Source organism: Enterobacter sp. CPE_E863, from assembly GCF_046521465.1.
In the GTDB taxonomy this organism is placed as follows: domain Bacteria; phylum Pseudomonadota; class Gammaproteobacteria; order Enterobacterales; family Enterobacteriaceae; genus Enterobacter; species Enterobacter adelaidei.
Map to the genome: position 1 here is coordinate 229582 of NZ_JBKFZX010000002.1, position 26191 is coordinate 255772.

33 protein-coding genes and 3 pseudogenes are annotated in these 26191 nt (G+C 47.7%); 12 read left to right on the forward strand and 24 right to left on the reverse strand.

Going from position 1 to position 26191, the window contains the following annotated elements:
• The first annotated feature begins 7 nt into the window (after window positions 1–7).
• Both ACLHV8_RS23430 and ACLHV8_RS23435 read left to right on the forward strand, forming a co-directional pair.
• Complete coding sequence (locus tag ACLHV8_RS23430) at window positions 8–1189, forward strand: S49 family peptidase (RefSeq protein ID WP_000952985.1); 1182 nt, start codon at window positions 8–10, stop codon at window positions 1187–1189.
• Between the two features lies 1 nt (window position 1190).
• Window positions 1191–1922, forward strand: a complete 732-nt coding sequence (locus ACLHV8_RS23435; RefSeq protein ID WP_000338612.1) for a nuclease-related domain-containing protein — start codon at window positions 1191–1193, stop codon at window positions 1920–1922.
• A 286-nt stretch (window positions 1923–2208) separates the two neighbouring features.
• Here the strand turns inward: ACLHV8_RS23435 and ACLHV8_RS23440 are convergent, their stop codons facing one another.
• The 11 genes from ACLHV8_RS23440 to ACLHV8_RS23490 all read right to left on the reverse strand — a co-directional run bounded on the left by ACLHV8_RS23440 (window position 2209) and on the right by ACLHV8_RS23490 (window position 9252).
• The gene (locus ACLHV8_RS23440) at window positions 2209–2562 is read right to left on the reverse strand and encodes a hypothetical protein (RefSeq protein WP_000210769.1); all 354 of its coding nucleotides are present in this window, start codon (window positions 2560–2562) and stop codon (window positions 2209–2211) included.
• 65 nt (window positions 2563–2627) lie between these two features.
• Complete coding sequence (locus tag ACLHV8_RS23445; RefSeq protein ID WP_001091367.1) at window positions 2628–2912, reverse strand: hypothetical protein; 285 nt, start codon at window positions 2910–2912, stop codon at window positions 2628–2630.
• A gap of 356 nt (window positions 2913–3268) precedes the next feature.
• The gene (locus tag ACLHV8_RS23450; protein WP_000442693.1) at window positions 3269–3568 is read right to left on the reverse strand and encodes a hypothetical protein; all 300 of its coding nucleotides are present in this window, start codon (window positions 3566–3568) and stop codon (window positions 3269–3271) included.
• A 432-nt stretch (window positions 3569–4000) separates the two neighbouring features.
• Window positions 4001–4369: a hypothetical protein gene (locus ACLHV8_RS23455; protein WP_000537761.1), complete on the reverse strand. Its 369-nt coding sequence runs from the start codon at window positions 4367–4369 to the stop codon at window positions 4001–4003.
• 225 nt (window positions 4370–4594) lie between these two features.
• Window positions 4595–5131 carry a hypothetical protein gene (locus ACLHV8_RS23460; protein WP_000800251.1) on the reverse strand — a complete coding sequence of 179 codons (537 nt, stop codon included), beginning with the start codon at window positions 5129–5131 and terminating at the stop codon, window positions 4595–4597.
• Window positions 5132–5198: 67 nt separating this feature from the next.
• On the reverse strand, window positions 5199–5636 hold the full coding sequence (locus tag ACLHV8_RS23465) for a hypothetical protein (RefSeq protein ID WP_000286108.1): 438 nt from the start codon (window positions 5634–5636) through the stop codon (window positions 5199–5201).
• Window positions 5637–5680: 44 nt separating this feature from the next.
• Entirely contained in the window at window positions 5681–5977 is a 297-nt protein-coding gene (locus ACLHV8_RS23470; protein ID WP_000856246.1) for a hypothetical protein, read from the reverse strand.
• Window positions 5978–6111: 134 nt separating this feature from the next.
• Window positions 6112–6813 carry a hypothetical protein gene (locus tag ACLHV8_RS23475; RefSeq protein WP_000237191.1) on the reverse strand — a complete coding sequence of 234 codons (702 nt, stop codon included), beginning with the start codon at window positions 6811–6813 and terminating at the stop codon, window positions 6112–6114.
• Between the two features lie 314 nt (window positions 6814–7127).
• On the reverse strand, window positions 7128–7409 hold the full coding sequence (locus ACLHV8_RS23480) for a hypothetical protein (RefSeq protein WP_000708863.1): 282 nt from the start codon (window positions 7407–7409) through the stop codon (window positions 7128–7130).
• A 65-nt stretch (window positions 7410–7474) separates the two neighbouring features.
• Window positions 7475–8659 carry a hypothetical protein gene (locus ACLHV8_RS23485; RefSeq protein WP_001272971.1) on the reverse strand — a complete coding sequence of 395 codons (1185 nt, stop codon included), beginning with the start codon at window positions 8657–8659 and terminating at the stop codon, window positions 7475–7477.
• Window positions 8660–9075: 416 nt separating this feature from the next.
• A complete protein-coding gene (locus ACLHV8_RS23490; protein WP_001371930.1) occupies window positions 9076–9252 on the reverse strand; it encodes a hypothetical protein in 177 nt (58 codons plus the stop codon).
• A 510-nt stretch (window positions 9253–9762) separates the two neighbouring features.
• On the opposite strand from ACLHV8_RS23490, the gene ACLHV8_RS23495 reads away from it, so the two are divergent.
• From ACLHV8_RS23495 to ACLHV8_RS23515, 5 genes are all read left to right on the forward strand, one after another.
• Complete coding sequence (locus ACLHV8_RS23495; RefSeq protein ID WP_000778029.1) at window positions 9763–10707, forward strand: DUF5417 domain-containing protein; 945 nt, start codon at window positions 9763–9765, stop codon at window positions 10705–10707.
• A 95-nt stretch (window positions 10708–10802) separates the two neighbouring features.
• On the forward strand, window positions 10803–11405 hold the full coding sequence (locus tag ACLHV8_RS23500; RefSeq protein WP_224222681.1) for a hypothetical protein: 603 nt from the start codon (window positions 10803–10805) through the stop codon (window positions 11403–11405).
• 59 nt (window positions 11406–11464) lie between these two features.
• A complete protein-coding gene (locus ACLHV8_RS23505) occupies window positions 11465–11815 on the forward strand; it encodes a hypothetical protein (protein ID WP_000743059.1) in 351 nt (116 codons plus the stop codon).
• Window positions 11816–11861: 46 nt separating this feature from the next.
• Complete coding sequence (locus ACLHV8_RS23510) at window positions 11862–12065, forward strand: hypothetical protein (RefSeq protein ID WP_001015183.1); 204 nt, start codon at window positions 11862–11864, stop codon at window positions 12063–12065.
• Window positions 12066–12346: 281 nt separating this feature from the next.
• Window positions 12347–12667 (forward strand): hypothetical protein, encoded by a 321-nt coding sequence (locus ACLHV8_RS23515; protein ID WP_000332796.1) that lies wholly within the window; start codon window positions 12347–12349, stop codon window positions 12665–12667.
• Between the two features lie 608 nt (window positions 12668–13275).
• On the opposite strand, the gene ACLHV8_RS23520 is transcribed toward ACLHV8_RS23515, so the two are convergent.
• The 13 genes and pseudogenes from ACLHV8_RS23520 to ACLHV8_RS23580 all read right to left on the reverse strand — a co-directional run bounded on the left by ACLHV8_RS23520 (window position 13276) and on the right by ACLHV8_RS23580 (window position 21816).
• Window positions 13276–13395, reverse strand: coding sequence for a type I toxin-antitoxin system Hok family toxin (locus ACLHV8_RS23520; protein WP_223152483.1), 120 nt, complete (start codon window positions 13393–13395; stop codon window positions 13276–13278).
• Window positions 13343–13453, reverse strand: a pseudogene (locus tag ACLHV8_RS23525) (DUF5431 family protein); the annotation flags it as partial. The pseudogene ACLHV8_RS23525 and the gene ACLHV8_RS23520, both read right to left, overlap by 53 nt.
• Window positions 13454–13532: 79 nt before the next feature.
• Window positions 13533–14902, reverse strand: a protein-coding gene (locus ACLHV8_RS23530; RefSeq protein WP_085949440.1) for an IS3-like element ISKpn8 family transposase whose coding sequence is annotated in 2 segments (ribosomal slippage) — window positions 13533–14422 and window positions 14422–14902 — 1371 coding nt in all. Because the reading frame shifts where the segments join, the coding sequence is not laid out codon by codon here.
• Between the two features lie 332 nt (window positions 14903–15234).
• Entirely contained in the window at window positions 15235–15840 is a 606-nt protein-coding gene (locus ACLHV8_RS23535) for a hypothetical protein (protein ID WP_000137794.1), read from the reverse strand.
• A 216-nt stretch (window positions 15841–16056) separates the two neighbouring features.
• A complete protein-coding gene (locus ACLHV8_RS23540) occupies window positions 16057–16338 on the reverse strand; it encodes a hypothetical protein (protein WP_000703842.1) in 282 nt (93 codons plus the stop codon).
• Between the two features lie 145 nt (window positions 16339–16483).
• Window positions 16484–16660 (reverse strand): hypothetical protein, encoded by a 177-nt coding sequence (locus tag ACLHV8_RS23545; protein ID WP_000802040.1) that lies wholly within the window; start codon window positions 16658–16660, stop codon window positions 16484–16486.
• A gap of 53 nt (window positions 16661–16713) precedes the next feature.
• Complete coding sequence (locus tag ACLHV8_RS23550) at window positions 16714–17025, reverse strand: hypothetical protein (RefSeq protein WP_000633161.1); 312 nt, start codon at window positions 17023–17025, stop codon at window positions 16714–16716.
• 222 nt (window positions 17026–17247) lie between these two features.
• A complete protein-coding gene (locus ACLHV8_RS23555) occupies window positions 17248–17448 on the reverse strand; it encodes a hypothetical protein (RefSeq protein ID WP_000814953.1) in 201 nt (66 codons plus the stop codon).
• 39 nt (window positions 17449–17487) lie between these two features.
• Window positions 17488–17712 carry a hypothetical protein gene (locus ACLHV8_RS23560; RefSeq protein WP_000551490.1) on the reverse strand — a complete coding sequence of 75 codons (225 nt, stop codon included), beginning with the start codon at window positions 17710–17712 and terminating at the stop codon, window positions 17488–17490.
• Window positions 17713–17766: 54 nt separating this feature from the next.
• On the reverse strand, window positions 17767–17970 hold the full coding sequence (locus ACLHV8_RS23565) for a hypothetical protein (RefSeq protein WP_000781547.1): 204 nt from the start codon (window positions 17968–17970) through the stop codon (window positions 17767–17769).
• Between the two features lie 552 nt (window positions 17971–18522).
• On the reverse strand, window positions 18523–19020 hold the full coding sequence (locus tag ACLHV8_RS23570) for a DUF3085 domain-containing protein (RefSeq protein ID WP_410377058.1): 498 nt from the start codon (window positions 19018–19020) through the stop codon (window positions 18523–18525).
• Window positions 19013–19980 (reverse strand): annotated as a pseudogene (locus ACLHV8_RS23575) (IS5 family transposase). The gene ACLHV8_RS23570 and the pseudogene ACLHV8_RS23575 overlap by 8 nt, the downstream one beginning before the upstream one ends.
• A 21-nt stretch (window positions 19981–20001) precedes the next feature.
• On the reverse strand, window positions 20002–21816 hold the full coding sequence (locus ACLHV8_RS23580; RefSeq protein WP_407224142.1) for a P-loop NTPase fold protein: 1815 nt from the start codon (window positions 21814–21816) through the stop codon (window positions 20002–20004).
• An 858-nt stretch (window positions 21817–22674) separates the two neighbouring features.
• Between ACLHV8_RS23580 and ACLHV8_RS23585 the strand changes: the two genes are divergently transcribed.
• The 5 genes and pseudogenes from ACLHV8_RS23585 to ACLHV8_RS23605 all read left to right on the forward strand — a co-directional run bounded on the left by ACLHV8_RS23585 (window position 22675) and on the right by ACLHV8_RS23605 (window position 26179).
• Window positions 22675–22971, forward strand: coding sequence for a helix-turn-helix transcriptional regulator (locus tag ACLHV8_RS23585; RefSeq protein WP_017384073.1), 297 nt, complete (start codon window positions 22675–22677; stop codon window positions 22969–22971).
• A 536-nt stretch (window positions 22972–23507) separates the two neighbouring features.
• A pseudogene (locus tag ACLHV8_RS23590) lies at window positions 23508–24204 on the forward strand (IS1 family transposase).
• Between the two features lie 113 nt (window positions 24205–24317).
• Window positions 24318–24593, forward strand: coding sequence for a formaldehyde-responsive transcriptional repressor FrmR (frmR, locus tag ACLHV8_RS23595; RefSeq protein ID WP_017384071.1), 276 nt, complete (start codon window positions 24318–24320; stop codon window positions 24591–24593).
• A 34-nt stretch (window positions 24594–24627) separates the two neighbouring features.
• Window positions 24628–25737 (forward strand): S-(hydroxymethyl)glutathione dehydrogenase, encoded by a 1110-nt coding sequence (frmA, locus tag ACLHV8_RS23600; protein ID WP_017384070.1) that lies wholly within the window; start codon window positions 24628–24630, stop codon window positions 25735–25737.
• A 43-nt stretch (window positions 25738–25780) separates the two neighbouring features.
• Window positions 25781–26179, forward strand: a complete 399-nt coding sequence (locus ACLHV8_RS23605; protein WP_012561111.1) for a VOC family protein — start codon at window positions 25781–25783, stop codon at window positions 26177–26179.
• Window positions 26180–26191 lie beyond the last annotated feature (12 nt).

The window sequence follows — 26191 nt, forward strand, 5'->3', positions numbered from 1 at the left end:
TGGTCAGATGTTAAGCAGTAAAAAAAGGAAGTCCCCTACAAATATCAAAGAATCGCTCAATGATAACGCTGACCGTTTTTATAAGATGTTTCGCATTCATACCACGGCAAAAGTTGCTATGTCGCTAATTGCCATGACCGCTGTAGGGTTTTCTTTCTACAATCTTTACGAACAATGGCAGGACGCTGAAGGGAAGAAAGACCATATAGCTGTAATACGGATTTCTGGCGAGATGGGTACCGGCTCGGAAACGGGCGATGGAACAGTGATCGCAACAGCTCTTGCCAAAGCTTACAATAATCCCCATGCCAAAGCAGTTATTATCGAGGCAGAGTCAGGTGGTGGTGGTCCCTCTGACGCCATCATTATTTACCGCCAGATAAACGCGCTTAAAAACCACCAGCCACAGATTGAACGCGTATCAGATGCCGGTGGCTCTCTTTCATCTGTAGCCGCTGACAAGAGTAACAAAACCGGGAGCACAGAACGTGGCGATGAAGCACGGTCGAAGCAAAACTCCCTCGAAGTACTCTCCAGCGGTACCGGTCGTTTTTTCTCTGATATCGCAGACTCATATAAACCAATCATCGTTAGTGTGAAAGGCATATGCGCATCCGCATGCTATTACGCGGTATCGCCCGCTGATGCAATTTATGCCGACAGTAATGCCCTGATCGGTTCTATCGGTGTGCGTATGGACCACTGGAATCTGTCAGAGATCATGAGCACAGTAGGCGTCAAGAATGAGCCCCTTACGGCCGGTGAGTTCAAAGATGCTCTTGACCCCTTCCACCCATTGTCCGATTCAACGAGGGAGTTCATGCAGAAGGAGATCCTGAACACGATGCATGAAAAATTTATAACTGATGTTGAACTTGGACGGGGTAAAAAGCTTCTCTCGCGTCATGATGCCGATGCTGTTTCTCTCTATTCAGGCCGTGTATGGCCAACACCTCAGGCAGTTAAGTACGGCCTGGTGGATGGAGATCTTACGTCAGTAGAGATCCGTACACGTCTTTCAAAAATGTACTCCACTGACACGTTCAAAAACTACAATGAGCCTCATCGTAATCTCCGTTCTGCACTCGGCATGCTGATGAGCCTGTCTTCAAATATTGAGAGCCTTACCGGTACCACTACCCGCTTAGTAGAATCTGTTAATGCCACCAGCTACCCCTCTGTGAGGTAACATGGATGCTTTCAATCTGCTGTGGAGCATTACGGGGGTAGCTTTCATTATCCTTATTTTCGTCGTGTTGCTGTGTCTGTTGGGATTTATGACCTCTGCCATAGCGGAACGGCGGACTGCAAAGGCAATTGAATCTGGGCTTCCTGAAGAAGCTCAGGGGCTACTTAGTGATCTCACCTTTCAGTTGTCGGCTCATAGCACTACGCAGGTTGATCACATTCTCGTAGCCCCACATGGTATATACGTCATAGAGCAGAAAAACTACGTAGGCAAGCTCTACGGTACTCTGGAGGAAAGCCACTGGCGGAAATGGACTCAGTCCCGAACCCTCAAGTTGCAGAACCCGTTTAAGCAAAACCAGGGGCACATCAGGGCTATTCAGTCTGCTCTTAAGGCTAGAGAACTGGAATGTATCAATGTCGTCATCATAAACGGACGTTGTAAGTTTGATGGCATCAAGCCGGAATGGTTATGTATGGGGATGGACGATTTTATCCATAAAGTCAAACAACGACGAGGGCTACGGTTGTTCACACCGGAGTCTGTTCAGCACATCTGTTCGGTGTTGAAGTCAACAAGGAAGTCGCCAGGGCTCTATACGGACCTTACTCATATTCATAACATAACGACAAAGTACAAAGCCCCGATGAAATTCGAGCAACGAGTAACATACATTCTGCTCAACTTTATCCATTATCTGTGGGCAAGTCTGTTCACTAAGCAGAAGCCTTAGCGCTCTATCATTGGTAAGGCTGTAAAATGTCTGCAAAAGGCCCCATCGGTAAATTGTTGGGGCTTTTTCTTTGCGTAGTTCTGATACGGTTTATCCTGTGGAGCATTATGGCCACCAGCCAGCTGGTGACTGGCCAACGCTTTGTATGACGTAGCCTACTCAGGGCAGGCTATTTTAGAGGGACCGATTTTTATCCGGGCTAATTTAGAAAGAGATAATTTGAACTTAGGCGGGCTGACCACCAGCAGAGAGGTAAATCACTAGCCGGTGATATTGACAGAAGTCGTCAGGGGTTTAACGCCGGAATATTTTGCCAGGCCTCCTGCAAGGTCTGCAAGACTTCTACAAGTGATAGTGACGGCCACAGGACTGTTTCCGTCATTATCACTCCAGGTGGCTCGCACTCTACTGGTACCAGAATTAAAACAACACGAGTTCCTTTTACCTGGTAGGCAAGGTTTACTGCCGGTTGGCGGTAGGAGGCCAGTACACCCTCACCATATTGAGCAGGGTTACTTGCCCAGTTCCGCACCATTGCATACACCTGAGGCATATACCGACTATCCAGATCCCCTTTGGGCCGTCTGAACGGCACGATTTCTTCTGAGCGGTAGGTGGTCGTTGTTGTATTGGTTGTCATCTTTGTCACCTCCCCTGTTCGTCCATTTAGAGTTTTAAGCTGCTTTACACATCACACTCAACTGATTATTTAAGCTGGTCATCGTCTCTGGCCAGCATAGCCCAACCATTCGCCTGGTTTTCGCGGGAGTAAGGATTCATTTCAAAATAACTATCTACCGCGTCGCTGTCCGCAACAGAACTGTTGTTAGCTCTCTTTGAACCCTGAACCACTACAGCATCAACCTCTGCGGCTTTCCCGTTGCGCTGTACCAGGATTTTAACCGTATTGGGCTTACGTCTTGCGAGCAGTTTGTTGGCGATAAAAAGCACAACAATCCAGGCCAAAAGCACGTATAAAAATGTATTCATAATGCCCTCCTTTGTATGTGATTATTATACCTGCTTCCATTGCAGGCCAAACAGGTTCGGTGCATGAAAAATAGACTTCTCTCCGGCGTATAGCAATCTACTTACTGATCTGTTTTCGTATCAAACTGTATGGCATAACCGAGGGGCGTACGTGGTGAGTCAGAAAGTTACTTTTCCGTAATAGTTAATTTCAGATCCTTCTTCCAGTTACGCTTCAGTATAAAACCGATACCCTCTAATTCAGCATCCTTCACGTTTAATACGCTTCACTTTAAGGCAGGGCTTTTCGGTTGAAATGAATTCTTTTTCCGGTTGCTGGACATGGGTTTCATCCTGATAGTTAAAGTTGCAGGCTATCAGTCACCACCACCACCTCCGTCACCTCCTCCACCGCCACCATCACAACCACCAGCTATGCTATTTTCACCATTACAATCACCTCCGAGGGGGTTCAAATGGCTGCTCCCCTGTAGATGGTGTCCTTGCCAGATCGAACCCGAACCAGCGCCTCCTGAGCGTCTTTGCTTGCCCTGAGGCAATTGTGCAGGCTCACCAGCACCGGCGGTACCAAAAATGTCCCGGGCAATTTTATAAAGAAGGTAAAAAGGTACGCCCAGCATCATAAAAAAGATTACTGAAAATATTACACGTTCCATTGATGATCTCCTGTCTTGTGAGAGACCAGTTATATCAGGGTGATTCAGTATTTCCGTTTAGAAAAGAGTACTAATTTGGCCCTGTTCGCTCTTAATTTGCCATCCGGGAAAAAGTCATAGGGATAGGCCTGCCAGAGTCAATAACTTCCAGTGATCTGGAGGAGACCCCGGCTCTCTGAGCCCTCATGGATGGTACGGCTTTACCCCTTGTAAACAGATTCACGTTCCGCAGGACAAACATCGACTACTGACGTCTCATATTTGCTGACGCTAATCCGACGTCTCATTGCCGTCTGCTTGTTTTCTTTAAAGGGTGTATTAGACGAATATCAAATCGGAATGGTAGGGGATGTGTGGGCACCATGCCCGGCCCTCTTTGAGCATCTGAGAGATTGGAGACCTAGCCGGGTAAGATAGCTACTTTCTTACGGGTTACCCTTCAAATCCAAAGACGAAACGGACGCTGCCGTTCTCCACGTGGAGACGCTTTACTTCTTCGACAAATTCCTGGATCACCTCTCCGGCGTTATCGGGTGGTATGGCTGACAAAATTTCTTCCGAAGTCAGCCATGAGTATGAATGTTCACCGAATAAATCATCATCTTCGGACGGTATATCATCAGGTAATCCGCGTAATGCGTGGATAAAAACTGCTGATGTGCTCGCCCTTTCACGATCTACATCAAATCCGAGCCAGGCAAAGTGGAGATATGATCGGTCCCCTTTATAATTGCTTGATAAATTAATCCATTTACCAGGCTTTTCTTCCCTTTGAAATCGCCAGCAGATATCAACGCCCATTAAGAAACTCCATTACTATCGTTCGTATGAGATAACTATCATTTCAGAATACTATGACTTCTTCCCGTATAGAACTAATCGCTCACGCCATTTAGCTACTTACTTTTTTTACGTACGCTTGCAGCGCAGTACCTTGAGAGAAGTAAGTAAGACTGGGCGAAGCCAACCGGTTCCGCCACCTCGCTCACCGGCTTTTAGGCGTAAGCACTGAAGTCAGCCTCCATGCTAACTGGCGAGCCTGCGAAAGTCAGACTCGTTGTTATAAAGCGGCATATCGTAAGCAGTGTCTGAAATGAACATTCGGATCTGCTCAAGCGTCATGCCACAATGAAAACGGGTTACGCTCACATTGGCCCGGGGGAAGTCAGCACAAAATGCATTCAAAACATTCTCATGGACAATACCAATGTTGATTAACGCAGCTGGCCCGTTGTCACGGAAAGATACGACACGGAATCCCCCATACCAGCCTGACTGGGAGAAAAATGAAAATGCACTCGTTGCCAGACCATTAGACAGGTCATAGCGCAATTTCCCGCTCAGAGACTGGCTGTCTCTGCTGTACACGCGATTAATGAAAATGCCGGGACCAACTTCTACCGGCTGCTTGTTGCTTGCTAAACACGGAAAGCCCACCAGCGAAACCTCCCTTTCTCCTAACCAGTTTACCTGATACCCGGCAGTGAGAAAGTCAGTCAGTTCTACGCCAGAAAGAGCATTAATGGCCGCAATATCGGTATCCAAAATATTTACGTTTTTCATATTCATCTCATCTATATTCTAAAGTGCGTTTTTTGTCTATCAGCCCGAGGATTGAAAATTTGAATATTTAATGTGACAGAAAAATACCTGTCACCTTTTCAAAAACTGCCTGCAATTGAATATCGAGAGAGTCCATTTTAAAATCCACCAGCTCAGCTTTATTATCGCAAACCGAATAAAAATAGGAGTCAAATGCGTCTGTATCTTCATCTTTAAAAATACGGAAGGAATTAATTTTATTATGCCCTTCAAATTCGGCATGAATACCATAGCGAACCGAGCCGTCATCGAACTGAACAACCCGTCGTACAGAATTAATCCGGACGTACTGTTTTAAGGCCCTCGCGAAATCGGCATTTAACGCCAACGCTCGTAAGATTGAATCAGCGGTTTCATTCTGCTTTTTACGATCATATTCAAACATCCCACAGCCGGTGTTACGAAAGACCGGCTGAAGAGCATTAACCAGGTTGAAGGAATCCACGTTTCTGTCGTTTCTGTACATGAGATATCTCCTGCCCCTCCGCTATACGAAGGGGCTTGATAGGGTTACTGCCAGGCTGCGATCACTTCTTCGCACTGGAAATGAGATAAGCACTGCTGGAGTAAAAGGGCCAGCACCGCTGTGTTAGGGACGCGATTGTTACACCACGCGTTGAATAGCAGCTGCCATGGACCGGCATAATACCCGGCCAGTTTCTTTTTTTGTTTATCTGTGCAGCAGCTGGAAATGGCCTGCTGATAAAGGCTTTCATTCTCGGCACCAGAGCGTTGTTGCAGTGCCTGATAAATATAGGAGTAGACAGAATCGGAGCAATTAGATGCATAGGCCAGATTGGTTTTCATAATACCTCCTGTGTTTTTGGGTATTATATAAAACTCCGACCTACTGGCTAATAACCCACACTGTAATTTCTTTTAAAAACACAATAAATTTTCAAAATTGGACCAGTGTGGATTTAAGCGAGCAGTTTAAATCTTTATGAACTAGCTTTCAAAGAGGTTGGTTTTTCGGGAAGTTTTTTGCCAGACCAGCATGTTGGTTTTTTTTCTGTAGTGCAGATTAGCTGGTACCTGCCCCTTCTTACCTCTTTGAGCAATGACTGTTTGAAATATGGTAAGCCCAGTTCAAAAACCCAGTAACGACCGTCTGCAAAAACGACTGAATTTTCAACGCCATCCGAAGCCACCAAGGATGCATCATTAAGTAGACGTTCTTCATAATGAAATGGTAATGAAAATGTCAGATATAACGCACAAAGTACAAAGATTCCTGTGAGACTAACTGCCAGTGAACCACAATAACCAGAATAAACATTTAAATTTCTTTTGATAAATTTCTCATGCAAGATTACAAGCAGACAGAATACACAAGCTACCAGCCCAAATCCTACATGCAGATAAAACTGTCTTATTTCATCATTCCAGACGATGTTGTCCCATTTCGTGCTTAAGATTGAACCCAACAAGGAGATAATAAAAGCGGCAATTTGAGAACTGATAAAGTAGGAGAAAGCTGACTTTGAAGTTATTTTTTTCATAGAAACAGGAACCTCTTTACCTCGTTCCTGATCAGAGAAAAGACACAAAACGCACCATGCGCAAAAAACTGCAAGTCCAGATGCAATAATCTCGCGTAAAAACATATTAAACGTTTCCGATAATGAATAAGTAATTACCATATCCTCTCCGTAAGTCTACATATAATTCAGACGTGACAAATAATTAAAGGCATTGCTATTCTATCATTATGCATTGCGTTTAAAATCATTTCTAATTCAGCAGAGTAGCGATACAGGCATTTCGCTATCCTAAAATCTGGTAGCTTTCCATTTCCTTGCTGAGATAAATCAAAATAATTCTATTTATTGCCTATTCGGATGCTGCAAAACCTTATAAATCCGGATGTATATCACTTAACAGTGAACCATTCGGTGACTTGCTCTCCGTGAGGTCCACCGGGTTTATCCAGTAGGGAACATTCTGCTTTTACCGTTTACTGCATACGCGAGCAGGAATTCTGTTGCAGTTCTGCATTTGCCTGCTTTTCCAGTGCTGTCATAACCCGGCGGAGCATCGCCAGAGCCTGAACAGGCGAGCTCCCAAACTGCACTTTCACTTCATCCGTATCATGATCCTGAATCAGGTCGAGGATGTTCACTTCGATCCCTGCCCCGTTTTCATCTTTTGCCGTGCACTGAATACTTACCCGGGTCACCGAATCCGTCAGGACTGGCAGTGGGTTAGTCTTGTCTACGTTGATAAAAGCCTTCTTCATTGCCCTGTTTCCCCTTGTCCTGAAAAAGTTACCGACCCGTCCGGATGGAGGGGTCGGTCAGAAAATCATGCCTGTCCCTTATTCATCTTCTCAGCATGCTTACGCAGGTACTCTTTCAGGTCAGCATGAGCATTGATGATATCGTTCATTTCATCATTGGTCAGAACAAGCGTGTAAGTATCAGTGCTGACAGATTCACCTTCTTTAAGCTTGGCTTCTTCAGCAATACGTTCAAAAATCGGGATCGCGGTGTCGGCAATGACGGTCACGGTCTTTTTGTTCAGAACGCTGGACATGGATGGTGCTTTACCTGCCGGGTTCTGTTTAGGAGCGCTGTCCTTTGGAGCCGGAGCTGGTTCCTGTACCGGTGGCGTAACCAGCGTCTCTGTATTGCTTTCATCATTCAGTTGATCCGGTACCGGGGTGTTAACGGTAGCATTACCTGCCGGTTGCTCATCACCGGAGTTTTCCGGAGTCTGCGGATCTGCCATGCGCTCTTCTACCTTGGCAGCTTTGACGAATTTCAGCGTGTTTTTCGTCGCTTTACCATAGATGGAGATCGCCTTGTTGATGTTATCTACCGCATCCTCACCGCTGTACATATACTCGTCCAGCGCAACGTACATGCTCACCTGATCGCTCACAAGCATGGTCTGTAGTTCAGAAGGCAGGTCCAGTACGCGAACCATCTGGCGAAGATGCTGCTCTGATTTACCACGTTTTTTTGCCAGTTCCGCAAAGGTCTTAGGCTCTTCTTTATCTTCAACAAGACGCTTAATTGAAAGCGCTTCAGCTACGACAGACAGCGCCAGGTTGGAGTTGCCGGTCAGGGTGAAGAGTTCTGCTTTTGAAGCGCTACCGCGAAACTCTTCGCAGCGAATACGAGTAATGCGTTCACGCCCTTCTGCTTCCAGCTGGCGGTTTGCAATAGCGATGGAACGGATACGGCAAGCCCCCTGACGCAGTACAGGTACGCCATTAACCATCTGAACAACGATAGGCGTCACGCTGAACGGGTCTTCCATGTAGGCATCGGCCAGGCTGTTCAGGTGTTCCACAACGTGAGGCATTGAATAGTAGAGCTCGCCCATACCGGCCGTGCGGGTGTTAAAGCCTTCCTGCTCTACAACAACCGAAGGGTCAATGATAAGGCCGTTACCTTTACGGGCACCGTTACCAGTGCGTTCCAGGTAACCACGAAGGCTGATTTCGTTGCTGTTGTTTTTTACTTCAGTTTCGATTGCGGACATTTTTGTTCTCTCTTTTGGTTGGTTGTTTAACTGCGCTACAACACAACAATACCAGGTTCGACATTTTTTCTAATAGGTTGCACAGAAGAAAAAGTAACTTTTCTTAAAAAAAATTCCTGAGACAATACTACTCGATCCGTCCGTTTTAAATCTTCACAACAGTGGGCCGTTTTTACGTTTAAGCAAAATAGCTGGTTCAGAAGGTGAGTCGGAGAGAAAAGTTACTTTTCCGGTTGTCTGGGCCAGTGATGAGAGAGTGGCAGGACAGGAATGGCTAAACCGGTGCGGGTCTCTTGTAAGTCGCAGGGGATTGAGGAGATATAGAGGTAAACCGGTACGTTCAGTTTTTGGATTGAGCCGGGCTTTTGGCCCGGGCTTAAGGAAGCGGAAATTTGAACGAACTGGCAGGTAATGATTTATGCCGCCGACAGCTGGCCGTCAGTGCTTTGCTGTTCTGGTTTGACAGTTGGGGGATAACCGGCAGTTAGCCGCTGGCATTCCGCATCACAGAAAGCCCTGAGGTTGCTGAAGACGGACTCCATGAAATCAGCATGAGCATACGAGTCTACAGGACGTGTCTTGTTATCTTTCATCTTGTTCTCCTCAATCATTATTAAAACCAGCGGATTTAGTTCCTGGCGCTCCATCTGCTGACCGGCTTTCCCAGAGAGCAGCGATGTGTCGGGTTCTGTTTCTCATTTTATCGTTTTCATCGGGCCCATCCGGCCGTATAAGAGACCGATTTGGCATGTTTAAGAAACGTACTGGCGACATTAAAAGCTGAGGTTGGCTTTGGAATAAAAGGATACTTTTCCCGTTTGTCAGGTCTTTCGCTACCGCTGCACGATGATTCTGTCAGGCATTCTGCGCCCTCCTTGGCTGTACATCTTGAAACAAGCGGTGGGATGTTCCCTTCCCCCTGCTCACCGCAGAATAATTGGCAAGTCCCGACGGTCGTTCCGTACGAGCCGGGTCCAAATAATGAATAAATACAACGCCACTTCAATTGTATTGACAATAGAAGTTAGGAGGATCATAGTGTCATTCATGGTGCGGCTTTCGCACCACCGCCCCGGCGGTACCGGGCAGAACTGGAGTACCTCATGAAACTTTCCCGTCAGACGACTTCTGATACTTCTGTTGATGGCCGTTCACGCGCATATGCCTGGGGCCGTGTCCATTATTTCATTATCGAACATGCACCAATGGCTGAGCTGGTCGCTATTGACGAGCTGCTGGAAAAAGCTGGCTGGAGCAATGACGGCTGTCCGAACTATGAGAAAGATGACGAGTTTGGTAATGCTGGTTACAGCTGTGGTTACTGGATCGATATTGACAGCGTGGGAAGCTTCAAGGCTGACTACAAACGTCTTAAGGGTGAGATTAGTGCGCATATCGCCTCAAAGGCGGCAGAGGTGGAGATCCGCGTACTGGACTCGATGTCCGACAAAGAATGTAAAGATGTTGCCTCGGTGGCATGTACTGTTCGCCGTGACTTACGTACGCAGTCCGAATCGCTTCATTCACTGCGTACTATCGTAACGGTTGATCATTACAATCCCTATGTGATCACCAGCCGCCCGCTGAGCATTTCCGCCTGGACACTTATCCACGACTGTCTGAAAACCGGCACCATCAATGACGTCTGTTCACGGTTGAGTTCATTAATCCTGCACTCTGAAGCCGCGATTGCCCGTTGTAAGGGAAGCTCCGACTACTCTTCGGAACACGCTCAGCTATCGTTTTTTGCTGGTAACGACTATGTCACCAGACGCACCCTTGTTGATGCAGCTCACGAAGAGGCTCTGCGAATGAACCGCCGCTTTGATGAACGTATTGCAATGAACGCGGATTCTGATGCCAGAAGGCTCCAGTGCGAATTCAACCTGAGCAACCATGTCGTACAGCGTCGGACCGTTGAATCTGCTCATATCCAGGCAATCAACGAAGACGTCACCCGTTCACAGGCGGAACCACGCTGCCCTGGAAAGCTTCTTCTGAAAATGACCAGTCATGAGGAAGTGCGGGACTCACTGAGCACCTGTTAGTCCAGCGACACCCCCTGCGGCTCTACTACCGGGCCGCAGTCTGCTCCGGCCAGATGGTGCCAGTGGCGTAATGAATTTGTTTAATAAGGCTGAGTATGATGAATAAAGAACAACTAATCGACAAACTGGAACGCGTGGTATGTGGTCAGTACTCCTACGAAATGCAGGAGCTTGCGTATTCGGCCCTCTGCTGCATTAAAGGCACCCCGGACGACTGCGCTAAGTTCCCTGTTACGCGTCCGCTGCCTGACACCTTAGTGGACGTATGGGACGAGATCGGGCAATACCTTGGCACAGGCAAAGCCATTGAAACTCGCAGTTGCGGCGTTTCGCTTCTGCTTCATGGACACTGCTACGATTCAAATCATGTGCTGTACTGGCGCAATGCTGGCGCACTTCCAGCAGCTTGCGATACGCCACTGGCTGGTGGGTCTCGCAAACTGTTCACCTGCTCAGCCTGTGGAGTGGACGGTCTGGATGAACCACCTGAAACCAGTTGCCACTGCTGCACAGAGGGGGCCCACTGGATTGAGAGCAGGCTCTTCACCTCCGGGCAGGCAGACCCTGAAGAATTTAGACCCGTGGCGGTCGTGAAAGTGTGTGCAGGCTCAACGCCGGATGATCGGCTCATCTGGAGCGTGATTGAACAGCTCAACGGCGAACTGGCGGAAGGCGATAAACTATTTAAGCGACGCTGACAGATCACGTCAGCATTTATATCAGACGAACTCCAGAATAATTTAAAGCAACCATGAACATGAAAAAGCCCAAAGCTGCATTACAGAATGCCATGAAAGAAGATGTGCCAGCTGTGACACAGATTCAGATGCGATCTACGGTTTCCAGAAAGGTTCGCTATGTAAAACAGGCAAATCGAGAGGGTCTGAAATTATCTGAGTGGATGTCGCGGCATCTCGACGCTGTCTGTGATACCGCAGATGAGATTCATAAAGGCAAACGCTCAACTCCGGTTGCGCCTGGGAAGATTCCCCCTGAGGTATACCAGGTGATATACGATCAGTGCGGCGGGTTCGTGGAGTGTGATGCTAATGCCCAGGTAATCTGGGAAGCCTGCCGTGATGCCATTCTTAACGGAGACAAAGGGTAAACGGCAGGTATCGCCTGTCATTTTTACCCTTGTGAGGAAAATCCTGATGAACCATGAGAGCCGAACTGTATACCTGAACACGGCCATTGAGGCCCTGTTGAAAGCTGAGGCGGCTCTGAACGAGCTGGCATTAGCCTATGTACTCAAACCAGGTGAAAAGGCAAGCGCATGCCATCCCCGAACCGGTACGCTTTCCACAGCTTCCCAGGTAAGAAAACTTCGCCGTGTTCTAGAAAAAAACAAGTTATGACGGCCCTTATACGCTGGCATAATGTACCGTGCTTCGCTCATCCCAGCAGTATGGGTTTTAAACTCTTCCATTTTTAAGAGTACGGGAAGAGCCTTATTATTGTCGCATACCCTACGGATGCATTGCAGTTCAAACCGCTGTTCGGTGCAATTATTGCTGTATCCGGCGGATTTGAAAATGACAGAAATAGTGATGTAAAGCTCCGCCATTAAAGAAATGCCCCGTAGTTTGGCGAATCAACTTTCTGAATTATCTCGATGAACACCATTTAAGGAAATCGAATGTGTGATTTTTGCAGGGCTGACGAAAATTACTTTCATATGGCAGAATGCGTGTATGACCAACTGGTTAAAGAGTATCCCGTAATGTGGCTGCGGGATTCAACCCGGATCGGGGCCTGCTACCTCTGTCGAGAACTGCTGTCGCCGGAGGGGATGGTCCTGGCGATGCAGAGCGCTTTCCCTGCGAAGGGATGGCGGCTGCGTATTTGGTACAATGAAACCATTGACGAAGAGATAGAACCGCAGCGTGGAGACTGTATTGAGCTGTCCTCCAGGGCGGACGCTCTGCTGTCCTTCATGTCGTTCCAGGAAAAGGTTTAGCGCTGCGGCCCCCCTCACAAAAAGGCGCTTTCCGCGACAAATCTGGTACGACCGGACAACGTTGAGTCAATTCTTGCTTCCCCGCAGAAGAATCCCTATGAAGTAAAGTAGAGGTAGGCATTACGCCCACCAGCAAACCTGATAACTGTTCTTTGCGTAACATCCTCAAACTTCTGGTGCCTTCGTAGACTGCGATGCGAATGCCCATGAGCTGAATTCACCGTATCATTTGACCGGATGCAGCGAGAACAGAAATGACAATGTTTGAACGATTTGCCAGACGGCCATAAAACTCTACTGGGTACAGAATAAGGACTGACCGCAATGGCTACGTTCTATGAGCTACCGACCAGTGAGAAGTCCATTGTTTCCGGTACGTGCCCGGACGAGCACCGGTGAAATTTTTCCCGACTGGATTACACTAAGGCTTTTGAACGGTTTGCGTGAAGTGGGACTCTTTGGGTCTGGTTCTTGATTTATACAAAAGGCTATATGCCACAAGACGGGAGGAAAAAAGGGTTTCCCCGACTGGAGAAACCCTTTCAAAAGGTGCCGATGGCATACTAATCCACACCCCGAAAAGAGGGGGTTGCCCCCCTCTTTGTCAGCTACTTACCGGATTCGTAGGCCAGGATAGCAGATACCTCCCTTGTTCCGTCTTTCATCCGCAACTCGCAAAGCGAGTTTCGTGTGAGCCAGGTGAATATCAACAGCGTTAAACAAACTATTAATATGCACAAAACAATGGGTTGGTTCGGCATTTTCATGGCCTTCTTCTCCTTGCATTTAAGCAGGCAAGAGGCTACTCTGAATGTGACTAGCATACAGGGGCCTCGGGTTGTACTGACCCCAAAAAGTTGGACAGTTAAACACGAGGCACATAGGTCTGGGTTCGATATTCAATTGGACTCAGACCTTTTAATTTCAGGCTAATTCTTCTGCTGTTGTAGTAGTCAATATATTCCGTAACAGCATCCTTCAGTTCGCTTATATTACTGAACTCGTCAAGATAAAAACACTCCGACTTTAAGGTTCCAAAGAAACATTCCACGACTGCATTATCCAGACAATTGCCTTTTCTGGACATGCTCTGTGTAATGCCTTGTTCTTTAAGGATGTTTTGATACCTTCTCATACGATACTGCCATCCCTGGTCAGAGTGCAGAATAGGATGCTCGTGAGGCTTAAGCTTTTTGAATGCCTGATCGAGCATATTCTCGACCATGTTCATCACAGGTCTTTCCGACAGGCTGTAAGAAATAACTTCGTTGTTGAAGAGATCTATTACTGGAGACAAATACAGCTTTCGCCCATTGACTGCAAATTCAGTAACGTCGGTAACCCACTTCTCGTTTGGCCGTGTAGCCTTGAAATCCCTTTGGAGAACATTGGGGGCGGTTTGCCCTACCTCTCCTCTGTAGGAGCTGTATCGCTTGACCTTAATCGCTGCCTTAAGCGAGAGGGTTCCCATCAGGCGCTGAACGGCTTTATGGTTAATCCGTTCCCCGTCTCGATGGAGAGACAACGTTACCCTACGGTATCCGTAACGACCTTTATTCTCGTGATAAATCTCACCAATACGCTTTTTAACATCCGCATACTTATCAGGCTTGCTGAGAGCCTTTAGATGGTAATAAAACGTACTGCGCGGTATCTCCGCTGCCTTGAGAAGCTCATCAAGAGGGTAAAACTGCCTTAGCTCGTTGAGTACTTTCACTTTTTCGCGGGATGAGCTAAGGCTTTCAGCTTTTTTAGATACGTAAGCCGCATTTCAAGGAATCGAACTTGTCTTTCAAGATCCTCAATACGTCGGTCTTTCGACAGCTCCAATGCTAACGCCGCTTTTTCTGGATCAACTGACATTGTAATGTTTCTTTTGGTGCCGATCTTGAGTGCGCGTAAACCAGCTTCTCCGTGCTCCTCATAGACTTTCAGCCACTTGGCTACAGAACCACTACCAGCAAGCATAAAGTGAGCAGCAGCCTGATTGAGGGACATCTGCTGCTCGGTCACGGCTTTCACGACCTTAATGCGCAACTCTGGATCAGCACTAACGCCTTTAGGTTTGGGAATTAAACCTTTTTCTCCATGTTTTTCATAGAGGGCAACCCACGTCCTGACCTGGGTTCGAGGCACACCAAAACGTGCAGAGATGATCCTGTAACCATCATCAGTTGTGAAGTAGTGATTCACGACTTCAAGGCGCTTTTCGAAGGGGTATTTTGGCTTTGACATATCAGGGACTATTCCATTTCATCGTCCAACAAAATGGGTGCAGTACAGGTTAATTGAAAAATTACTCGGGGCTTTCTGCTTTTACCACAGTCAAACAGTGTTACCGCTGGCTGGGGCAAAAGCCTCCAGCACCAGCGTTATTATACCACCCTGCCCTGATCAGCCAAACACCCCGCCTACATAAATTACTGATTTTTCATTTATTTGACATGATTCACTTCCGGTTGTCGGCGAAAGTCATTTTATACTAAAGAAAAGGGTAACGGGCAGCTGCTGGGTCGGAACATACAGTGCAGTTCCTGCCCGTTTAATTTCCGGATGCAATGGTAGGATCAGGAGGCACTGCTTCCGTTGATTAGGGAAATCTTATGTGCCTGAATACGGCTGTATTCGAGATGGGATGCAATATTACAGATGCGCTCCAGTCGATCATGCAGCCTCGTGTAGGTCAGTCGATGAATACCGGACATTTCATCAAGTAGCCAGCGCTTGATGTAAGGGTTACAGGAAAGCCGGGCAAGATCGTCGTCATCCACTTCGTCAAAGAACCAGTACTGCTCCATCGGGACTACCTGAAATATCCACGGCCGGGGATAGTCCCCTGTGACAACCAAAAACCATGCAAGAAAGCATAGACACAGCTCAACGACCATAAGCATCGAAAATTGCGAATAACTTAGACCGGGCACATAGGGTGAACTATCCGCAACATACCCCCTGAGCAATTCCGCCACAAGGTAGCCCAATAGCGTCAAGGCCAGCATCAGGGTCAGGATTAATCCCCCATTAAACGCTACCGAAGCCTTTTGAACCCGATCAGGTGCTGTCCGGCTGCGATAGTTGGTCACTACTCTTTCTACAAGTGCCCTTATGGCAGCCTGTTCTTTACTGACATCAGCTCCGGAAAAACCGGACGGGCTTTTATTTAATTCAGTCATACCCCACTCCTGTTATGTGCTCTACTTAACAAACACGTAGATCATACAGAGCTCACGGACGCACTCCTGCCAGATAAAGGAGGGAATTTGGCTGTAAGACGGTTAGCCAACAGTTCAGGTTATGCGTGGGATCCGCCCAGTCAGAAAGGATTCCGTTAATAACAGGCAAGGTTAAAGGCAGATGGACGGTGAAATTGTGGGTGCTAAAAGGGGGTATTACTCTTTTTCCTGCATAGCGGTTTTTTCAGCCCGGGTGGCCAGACGAACATTTCCGAAAGGCTCACGGACAAGCAGTGGCTTCTCCTTCTTCCAGCCCCTGATAGCCGTTTCTCCAAACCGACGTGGTGCATTGCCGTTCCAGCGAGCAATCACATGGTTATCATGAATTTCAATAATGACAACGGGGTGGACAATGACCGTTGAAATGGTGGTATTTCCCATTTTGGTACGGGTTACAGACCAAACCTGCATCCCGGATTCCAGCTGGCTGATTTTCATATTATATCCTTAAGCCATCACGAACTGCGCCACAAACAATTAATGTGGCGCAATTTACCATAAACAATAAACATCAGATACCCGTGAAAAGATTTCCCTTTATTTTAAAATTCTTCTGGAGAAAAAATGATATTTCCAGAAGAGGTCAGCGAAATTCAGAAACGGCCATCACAATGGTGCTGCGCTGACGCTGGCGTTCTGCCTTGCGCTGCCTGCGGCGATAGATCTGTTTTGCGCTGACGTAAGGGCAGTCCTCACGGGTATACCAGCAGCAGCCGCAAGGTTCGGGCCGGGGTTTTCCGGCAAGTCCAAATGGTTTCATCAAGTCACCTTTTTAATGTTTTTAATGGAAAGATACTTACCTAACCCATTGTTTTATAGGAAATAACGTTGTTGCATAAACAGATACAGATAACCCTCAGGAGAAAACATGCAAAGGTTATCAGTGATAACCGCGTCCAGATACCGAGTGTCAGTCTGTAAACGTTTTATCACCAGAAAATGTGCTGCCGCAGCCTTAATGCCAGAACTACCGTTTACAACATTATGTATACCCGCTTTGAATAACGAACGAGCATGAATTACCTTTTCCCGGGCCGCTTCGATCTCAGCATTAATAACGCATTGCCGCGCCTGGATGACTGCCTCTCCGGTTAAATCGCGGAAATTCATTAGAGATGTGATCATGATTGACTCTCCAGATTATGTGGAATCATTATAACAACTGGCACCACGCCACAAATAACCTGAGATAAATTCTTTGAAATATTCCTATATATAAGGAATTACAGTCGGAAAAGAAACAATGAAATAGCGCCGACCGCTTAAAATCGATAAATTAAAATGGACGGCACTGGAATGAAAAACTGAAAGTAGTAAGACCGTAATTATCCTTCACGGATGTAAGCTTTAAAAGAGGAGTACTGGCAAAGCTTTGCCAAGTACTTCGGCGGTTGTGTCTACGATTTTACGGATGTCATCGATCTGCGAAGGCTTATTCAACACCACCGTAAAAAGCTCTCCTTCGTTATCAGCCTGCTCGCAGTTTCCGTATCGGCTCCCGTCGTACAGCTGCACAATACGTGACATAGAAGACTTTGTTTGTTTCATGGCTTTGCACCTGCTTTTAGGCAGTTTGGTTACTGGTTATCAGAAGCTGGTTTCATGCGCTTCCGGCTGGGACACGAACTGGTATTTGACGCCGCCAGGCACACCTACTGCTTCGGCAATAGAGTCGCAAAGCCGCGATAAATCATTTAGTGTCATCGGATATTCAATATCTACTGAATATAAAGCACCTGCATTTTCAGCATCTTCGATGTTTTTATACTGGGCACTAAATATAGCAATGGTCTGAATTTCGTGGTTATGCATGAACCGGTCCTTATTAAATTATAAAAGCCACCCGAGAGTGGCCTGAGTGGAAACTTAAATCTGTGAAGTATATTTGAGAGATTTTTTGCGATCCAGATGCCGGGCAACAATGGTTCCGATAACAAGTAGCGTGATGACCGCACTGAAGAAGGTGCTGTCAGGGACGCCCTGGAAAAAATCACTGAAACTGTAAACAATAAAAATCAATGCGCAAAAATAGAAAACGATACGAACATAAGGGGTAAAAAACATTTTCATCGGTTGCCTTCCATTCAGGGAGAATTCTCAGTAATTACATCACACCTGAAGAGAAACTATTTTCGTATAAATGAGCATTTTCGACATATCAGAGGGGGGTTTTACTCATAAATGAGGTAGTAAGGGTCACACTTGAGATGAAAGTTACTTTCCTGGCTGCGAACGAACTATCTCAAATGTTAGAGGTGTGCGTTCGCCTTAAGAGCTTCATGCCCTGAGGAGCTCAACTTGAGCCGATAGTATAAACCTGGCTCCAGATGCCTTACTGGCTGGCATAACTCCACGAGGCCCAGCCGGAACAGGACCGGAGAGCTCCTGCACGTCACATCATCAGGATTCCCCATAAACGTACGCCGTTCTCTGGCCCGTCTGAAATTGCCAGAGATATCATAGATCGTGCCGGATGCCATCCGTCTTAACACGTAAATCTGCGCCCTTGTAAGCTTCTGGGCGGAACTGCTTAAACCTGACATACCTTCCCGGCCTTATATAAAACAATCCGCCAGCAGCTCGACTGGCGGACAATGTTTGACTGGATACAGCAAGGACATACTATTTGCTGACAAGTTTGATATTGGTTTCACTCATTCGAAGTCGAAACTCCTGAAAACCCTGCTCTACCGCTAACTCCAGCCACTCAACGGGAATGGTATAGCTACAATCAGACCCACCCAAAGCGGCATCACAAGCGTAATCCCAGTCCTCATCCAGTTTTGGATTCATCCCCTGGGCGTAAGCCACAGTATCGCGGGATGCGGGAGAGCCCTCAAGCTCAGCATTAGTGATCAGGTATACACCATGACTGTGCGCGAGAAGCACTTTTGGCACCAGATGTGTGCTGGCAATTTTTGAGGATGAGGGAAAGAAAACCCTACCAGCTTTACGCGCCTCTTCTTCAGTCTGTCCCTCAGCGTTAAGGAGGGCTCCCCCCGGATAGCATGCCGGGTCATAGATCTGATCTGGGGTGACCGAAAACGTTTTTGCGGTGGCTTTGTTGAATAAATCAGATTTCGGGTAAGTCTCCCCGTAGCGGGTTGTGTTTTCAGGCAATACGCACGCTTTCAGGCATACCTGCTTTCGTCATTTTGTTCAGCGCTCGTACCAGGGCCATAGCCTCTGCAACCTGACCATCGTAGTCACGCAGTGTCAGTGAACCTCCGAACAGCTGTTTTACCCGGTACATCGCCGTTTCCGCTATCGAGCGACGGTTATAATCTGTTGTCCATTTCCACCGCGCATTACTCCCGGTCAGCCGCTGATTCGCAACAGCACGGTTACGGTCTGCATATTCACCGGGCCAGTAACCCGCGCCTTTTCGGGGCGGGATAAGCGCGCTGATTTTCTTACGCCGCAGTTCATCGTGACAGAGCCGGGTGTCGTAAGCGCCGTCTGCCGATGCTGCCCTGATTTTTCTGTGAGTCTGCCGGATAAGACCCGGGAAGGCTTCTGAGTCCGTCACATTGTTCAGCGACAGGTCTGCACAGATGATTTCATGTGTGTTGCTGTCAACTGCCAGATGCAACTTTCGCCAGATACGGCGGCGTTCCTGGCCATGTTTTTTGACTTTCCATTCGCCTTCACCAAAGACCTTCAGCCCGGTGGAATCAATCACCAGATGCGCGATTTCACCCCGGGTGGGCGTTTTAACTGACATTAACCGACTTTGCGCGCTTGCTGACACTGGTGTAATCCGGGCAGCGCAACGGAACATTCATCAGTGTAAAAATGGAATCAATAAAACCCCTGTGCAGCCCGCAGGGTCAACCTGAACACGCGTTTAATGACCAGAACGGTGGTGATGGCGAGATCAGAATAGCGCTGAGGTCTTCCCCGTGATGAAGGCGTTGCCGACTCATACCAGGCCTGAATAGCTTCATCATCCAGCCAGAAAGTTATGGAGCCACGGTTGATGAGGGCTTTATTGTAGGTGGGCCAGTTGGTGATTTTGAACTTTTGCTTTGCCACGGAACGGTCTGCGTTGTCGGGAAGATGCGTGATCTGATCCTTCAACTCAGCAAAAGTTCGATTTATTCAACAAAGCCCTTCCTGCAGCAACGTCTTCGTGGATTCAGCCTCCAATTTTTCTGAATCCTGAATTTCATCAAGTTTACTCACAATAAACGATATTTGCCTTTCGACGAAAGGCTCTAGGCTTATCCGCCCGTCAGCCATCAGTTTCTGCAGACTCAATACGAAACCTTCATCATTCTTTTCTCTGAGTGAAACAGCATAACTCTGATTCAGCATTTGCACTGCGACTTTGAGTTGCGGTTCGGCGAGAGCCTGACACTTCTCATCCATCCGGCTATAAGAAACCAGCCAGTCTCGCATCTGAATATGTGGTGCCACTCGCTGCCATGCTTCAGCGAAACCCCACAAGGCCGTCAGTTCTTCAAGCCGTGGGATATTTATAGCACCAATCGCGTCTTTAAGAGGCGTATCAAGCAACTCGCTCCTGGCAAGCTCCACCGTGGACTGATAGTGGATGCTCATCAGAAATTCGCTCCATCTTTCTGTATCGTTATTAAAAATTCGGGATATTTGTTGATAAGTTAGCGAGAGCATCTCGTCAAAATCATCCGGAGCAATACCGGGTTCGGTCTGACTAGCTTTGGGATCGCGAAGTAATACTTTAATATCTCGCTCCCCGTATCTGACCACCAGTAAGTAGAGAGCAATAAGAATATGGCGATGATCTTCTGTTGCAGGAACGGTAAGGTTCAGAATATGAATATCATTAACAAACTTCTTCATTAATCGCGGTGTGATACGAGGATACTCAGAGGGTTTCCAGCGCTCAAGCAACACCGTTGCTTCCCGGCACGCTATCCCTGCATCCTCATTTACTGTTTCTTTCCAGTACTGCCTTAACGCTTCCTGCCATCCTGCCGAAATAAGAGGAGGAACCTGAAAACTTACAGGAATCCGCTTTGCAATAAACTCACGCCCGCTGAAACCCGCCACAGAAAGTGAGGCTGAAACCTGTCTTGCCGAATAGGGCACCACTATCCTGAAGTGTTCATGAGTGGCTCCGGCAATAAGCTCCATATCACTCCAGAGCTCTTTCACTTTGTCTGCACTGATTCGGTCCAGATTATCAATGATAAGGATGAAGCGATCTCCATGGGAAATGACCTCTTTGGAGGTAAATCCCTGCAGAGCTTCAGCCAGCTCAATAGCTCCGACCTCCTTATTAACTAGCCAAGTCTCTTCAATCCTGTCAGTACTGTTGCGTTTGAACAAATCACCAATACTCGAATACCCTTTCTTTCTGTACCATTCCATGTTCTGCAGGCATGCCAGTCCTGCGACCATAATGGCAGGAGAAAGAAACGCGGCCACCTCAACATAAAAAAGCCACCCTAATAATGACTCCTTGTTAGTAAAATATTGATTAAGGTCTGTTAGCACATAACGAAGCATCTGCACGGAAAGCAATGACAGTAAAATAAAAACGACGGTCAACCAGCTTAGCCTGCTGCTGACCCTCTTGTCGTATTCAACGATGTTACCCAGAGCCAGATTTTTATACTTATCCAACACATCCCGGGAGCCCGGACATTGTAGGCTGACCCCGTGGTGGATGACATCGATAAGCGCTTTTTTAGTTGAGCCATGATGGTAACGTTCTGCATCAAAGTTAATGAACGTAAAATCATCTTTAAGCTTTTTCTGCAGGAACTTCAATATTGTTGACTTACCTGAACCCAGCTCACCTTCCAGACCAATAATATTGACATCAGGTGTCCTGATGATCTGAGCCACATTCTCTGCAACTTTTTCATGACTGCTGCCTCTAAACATATCCTGGTCAGCGGGTGATTCCGTCTGCAATCGTAGAGTCATTCAGCAATTTCCTTCGTTATAACGTAAGATTCTTTCACTATTAGACACAGTACAGAGCCCACAGCAACCAAATGACTGCAGCCGGGGCAGTTTAGTTTTAAGCATGCATAAGCCGATTTCGATGGAATCCCTTTCACACAATAATATTGAATTGAAGCAATGAAAACATTAATGTGTTTGTTGTGACTAGCTGCAGGGGCCTGGAAGAAATTCCAAAGCCTGACAAACCGGAACAGGGCTTGCTCTGCTCCGGTTTTATCCAGTTCATCTTGAAGCCCTTGTTTTTGTTACATATCCCTGCTCACTCTTTCAGCCATTGTTAAGCTTCTTGTGTGTAATCTGCGAATAATACGGATGCAAAATTGATGCAATGGATTATACATACCTACAGCGCACGTTACGCTGAGCTGAATCGAATTTCAGAGAACGTTCTTCGCTATTACCCTGCCCAGCCAGTTGAACACATTTTATCATCCGGCCCCGAGAGTGACATGTTCTCTGCCTGGTACAGCCTTCATCAGAGTCAAACTAGACGTTATTTACAGGCAAAAGAAGACAGCTACAGAGCTTAAGTCTGACATTATTCGTGGCTGTGTCTGCCTTCGGAGTTTTCAGCTTATCCCGATAACAGCGGTTTTGAAAAATTGACGTTTTTTACACCGGTACATTGCCCGAACGCAATCTCCCCCGTAGCGAAATACCGCCCCGCAGAAAATCGTCCATGCTCGGCATGCCCCTGGAACATCAGCATCTTTTCAATAAAGGTTTTACAGCCTATAGTCTGTATAACACAAAATACACCTTACCTGCTGTATTACAGGGCGGTACTCCCTACTCAGTCTGCGAGGCAGGTCACTTATGAATAATCAGTTCCCGATAAAAACGCTGAACCAGCTCAGACCTGTGCTAATCGGGTTTCGCAAAATCAAGGGCTTCACGCAAAAAGATGTGTCTGAGAGGCTTGGCGTAACGCAGCAAACCTATGCCCGCCTGGAAGCAAACCCTGCTAGCGCCAGTATTGATCGTCTGTACAAGGTATTCAGTATTCTGGGCGTAGAAATAACGCTGTCATCTATTTCCCCTTCACCCTTCATTTCCCACACAGAGATGAGGGGGGCATTTGACAGCACTCCCGCCAGACGGGAGAAATGGTGACTATTAGAAGTTTGCTAGTTTTGTCGAATGACGCCAACTACATGTCCGCATCCATCGAGTAGTGGCTTCAAGCCACGATTGTCACTGCCTCCGCTGCCTTTTTCCAGTAACTCTCTCCTTTTAATTCTAATATTTAGGGGTGTCAACGCAAAGCAGAAACGGCACCTTCTTTGCGAGACAGAAATGACCTGTGATTGCCTGGCCGATTTATGGCAGCTAAGTGCGAGAAGCGGATATAGCGAATTCGCCATTGTACGGGATTAGCAGGTTTACTGAAGCAACCTGCGATGGCGTTATGGCAATAGTCAGTCCCCTGTCCAGTCGGCATAGGTGGCCACCTCGTCACCGCCGGGGATAAACTGATTGAAGCCTCCGCGCAAAATCACTTATTCTTTTCCGTTAATAAAATGCAGGAGCAAAGTCATGACTGGCGAAATTCGTGGGCGAGGCAGGCCACGAAAAACAGAGAGTACCTATACAGGGTAAGGGTGCCAACTTACTGATTTAGTGTATGATGGTGTTTTTGAGGTGCTCCAGTGGCTTCTGTTTCTATCAGCTGTCCCTCCTGTTCAGCTACTGAAGGCGTGGTGCGTAACGGTAAAAGTACTGCCGGACATCAGCGCTATCTCTGCTCTCACTGCCGTAAAACATGGCAGCTACAGTTCACTTACATCGCCTCTCAGCCCGGTACACACCAGAAAATTATTGATATGGGCCATGAATGGCGTCGGATGTCGCGCCAGTGCACGCATTATGGGCGTTGGCCTCAACACGATTTTACGACACTTAAAAACTCAGGCCGCAGTCGGTAAACTCACGCATACAACCGGGCAGTGACGTTATTGTTTGCGCGGAAATGGACGAACAGTGGGGTTACGTCGGCGCTAAATCACGCCAGCGCTGGTTGTTTTACGCGTATGACAGGATACGGAGGACGGTTGTGGCGCACGTATTCGGTGAACGCACGTTGGTCACGCTGGAGCGTCTTCTGGGCCTGCTGTCGGCCTTTGAGGTCGTGGTATGGATGACGGATGGCTGGCCGCTTTATGAATCACGCCTGAAGGGAGAACTGCACGTTATCAGCAAGCGATATACGCAGCGCATTGAGCGGCATAACCTGAATCTGAGGCAGCATCTGGCAAGGCTGGGCAGGAAGTCACTGTCTTTCTCAAAATCGGTGGAGCTGCATGACAAAGTCATCGGGCATTATCTGAACATAAACACTATCAGTAAGTTGGAGTCATTACCGGTGCTCTGATATATTTATTATACTATAGTGGGGTATGTGTTGATCTTAATGTAATACTCCCCTATAGTATAAGAAATACAGAGCAGTGAGGTAAGCAATGCCCAGTACTCCTGAAGAGAAAAAAAAGGTCCTAACCCGGGTTCGCCGTATCCGGGGTCAGATTGATGCTCTGGAAAGAGCACTTGAAAGTGGCGCTGAATGCCGTTCCGTTCTCCAGCAAATCGCCGCCGTCCGGGGCGCCGCTAACGGACTGATGGCAGAGGTGCTGGAGAGCCACATACGGGAAACCTTTGACCAGAATGACAGCTACAGTCATGAAGTCAGTAAATCAGTTGACGATACGATTGAGCTGGTTCGTGCCTATCTTAAATAGGTGAGGCCATTATTACATTGAGGATATATTACGTATGAAATCACGTGCCGCTGTTGCATTTGCACCAGGGAAGCCCCTGGAGATTGTTGAAATTGATGTTGCTCCGCCTAAAAAAGGCGAGGTGCTGATTAAAAACACCCACACAGGTGTCTGCCATACCGATGCCTTTACCCTCTCAGGGAATGACCCTGAGGGCGTTTTCCCGGTGGTTCTCGGCCACGAGGGAGCCGGTATCGTCGTTGAAGTTGGTGAAGGCGTCACCAGTGTGAAGCCGGGTGACCATGTTATTCCGCTCTACACCGCTGAATGCGGGGAGTGTGAATTCTGCCAGTCCGGTAAAACGAACCTCTGTGTATCGGTTCGCGAGACTCAGGGCAAAGGACTGATGCCTGACGGGACCACTCGCTTTTCATACAACGGTCAGCCTCTTTACCACTACATGGGATGTTCCACATTCAGTGAATACACCGTTGTGGCCGAGGTTTCTCTGGCAAAAATTAACCCGGAGGCGAACCATGAACACGTCTGCCTGTTGGGTTGTGGCGTGACTACCGGTATTGGCGCCGTCCATAACACGGCTAAAGTGCAGCCGGGCGATTCAGTTGCCATTTTTGGTCTGGGGGCAATTGGTCTGGCTGCGGTACAGGGGGCCCGTCAGGCAAAAGCGGGACGTATTATCGCTATCGATACTAATCCGACAAAATTTGACCTGGCCCGTCAGTTCGGGGCCACTGACTGCATTAACCCGAATGATTATGACAAACCGATTAAAGATGTTCTGCTGGATATCAACAAGTGGGGTATTGACCATACCTTTGAATGTATCGGTAACGTTAACGTCATGCGTGCAGCGCTGGAAAGTGCTCACCGTGGGTGGGGGCAGTCCGTTGTCATTGGTGTCGCAGGGGCCGGACAGGAGATTTCCACCCGTCCTTTCCAGCTGGTCACCGGGCGCGTATGGAAAGGTTCCGCGTTTGGCGGAGTAAAAGGCCGCACTCAGCTCCCCGGTATGGTCGAGGATGCCATGAAGGGGGATATTGACCTTGAGCCATTTGTAACCCATACGATGACACTGGATGAAATCAATGACGCCTTCGAGCTTATGCATGAAGGCAAATCTATCCGGACAGTGATTCATTACTGATCCCATCAGAATTTTAATCAACTCAAACTGAAGGAAGTGGAAAATGACAACTCCGGTAATTTCTGGTGACGGCATCTTTTCTCATGTGTTCATTGGCGCAGCCGATGTCGAGAAATCCTCCGCATTTTACGATGTCGTCCTGGGCACGCTTGGTATCAATAACCTCGGCCCGTTTGGCAACGGCTGGGTACTCTATGGCCGCGAAAAGCCGGCATTTATCATTGCCCGTCCGGGCAACGGTGAAGCACCTTCCGCTAACGGGGTGACTGTCGGCTTCGCTGCTGCCACCCCGGAAGAGGTTGATGCTTTCCATGCTGCCGGCCTTGCCGCCGGTGGAGCTGATGAAGGTCAACCTGGCCCGCGTGGTCACCTTCCCGGGGCCTATGCTGCCTACCTGCGGGATCCGGCGGGTAACAAAATCACGGCGTATACGTTTATCTGACGTCCGGATTTA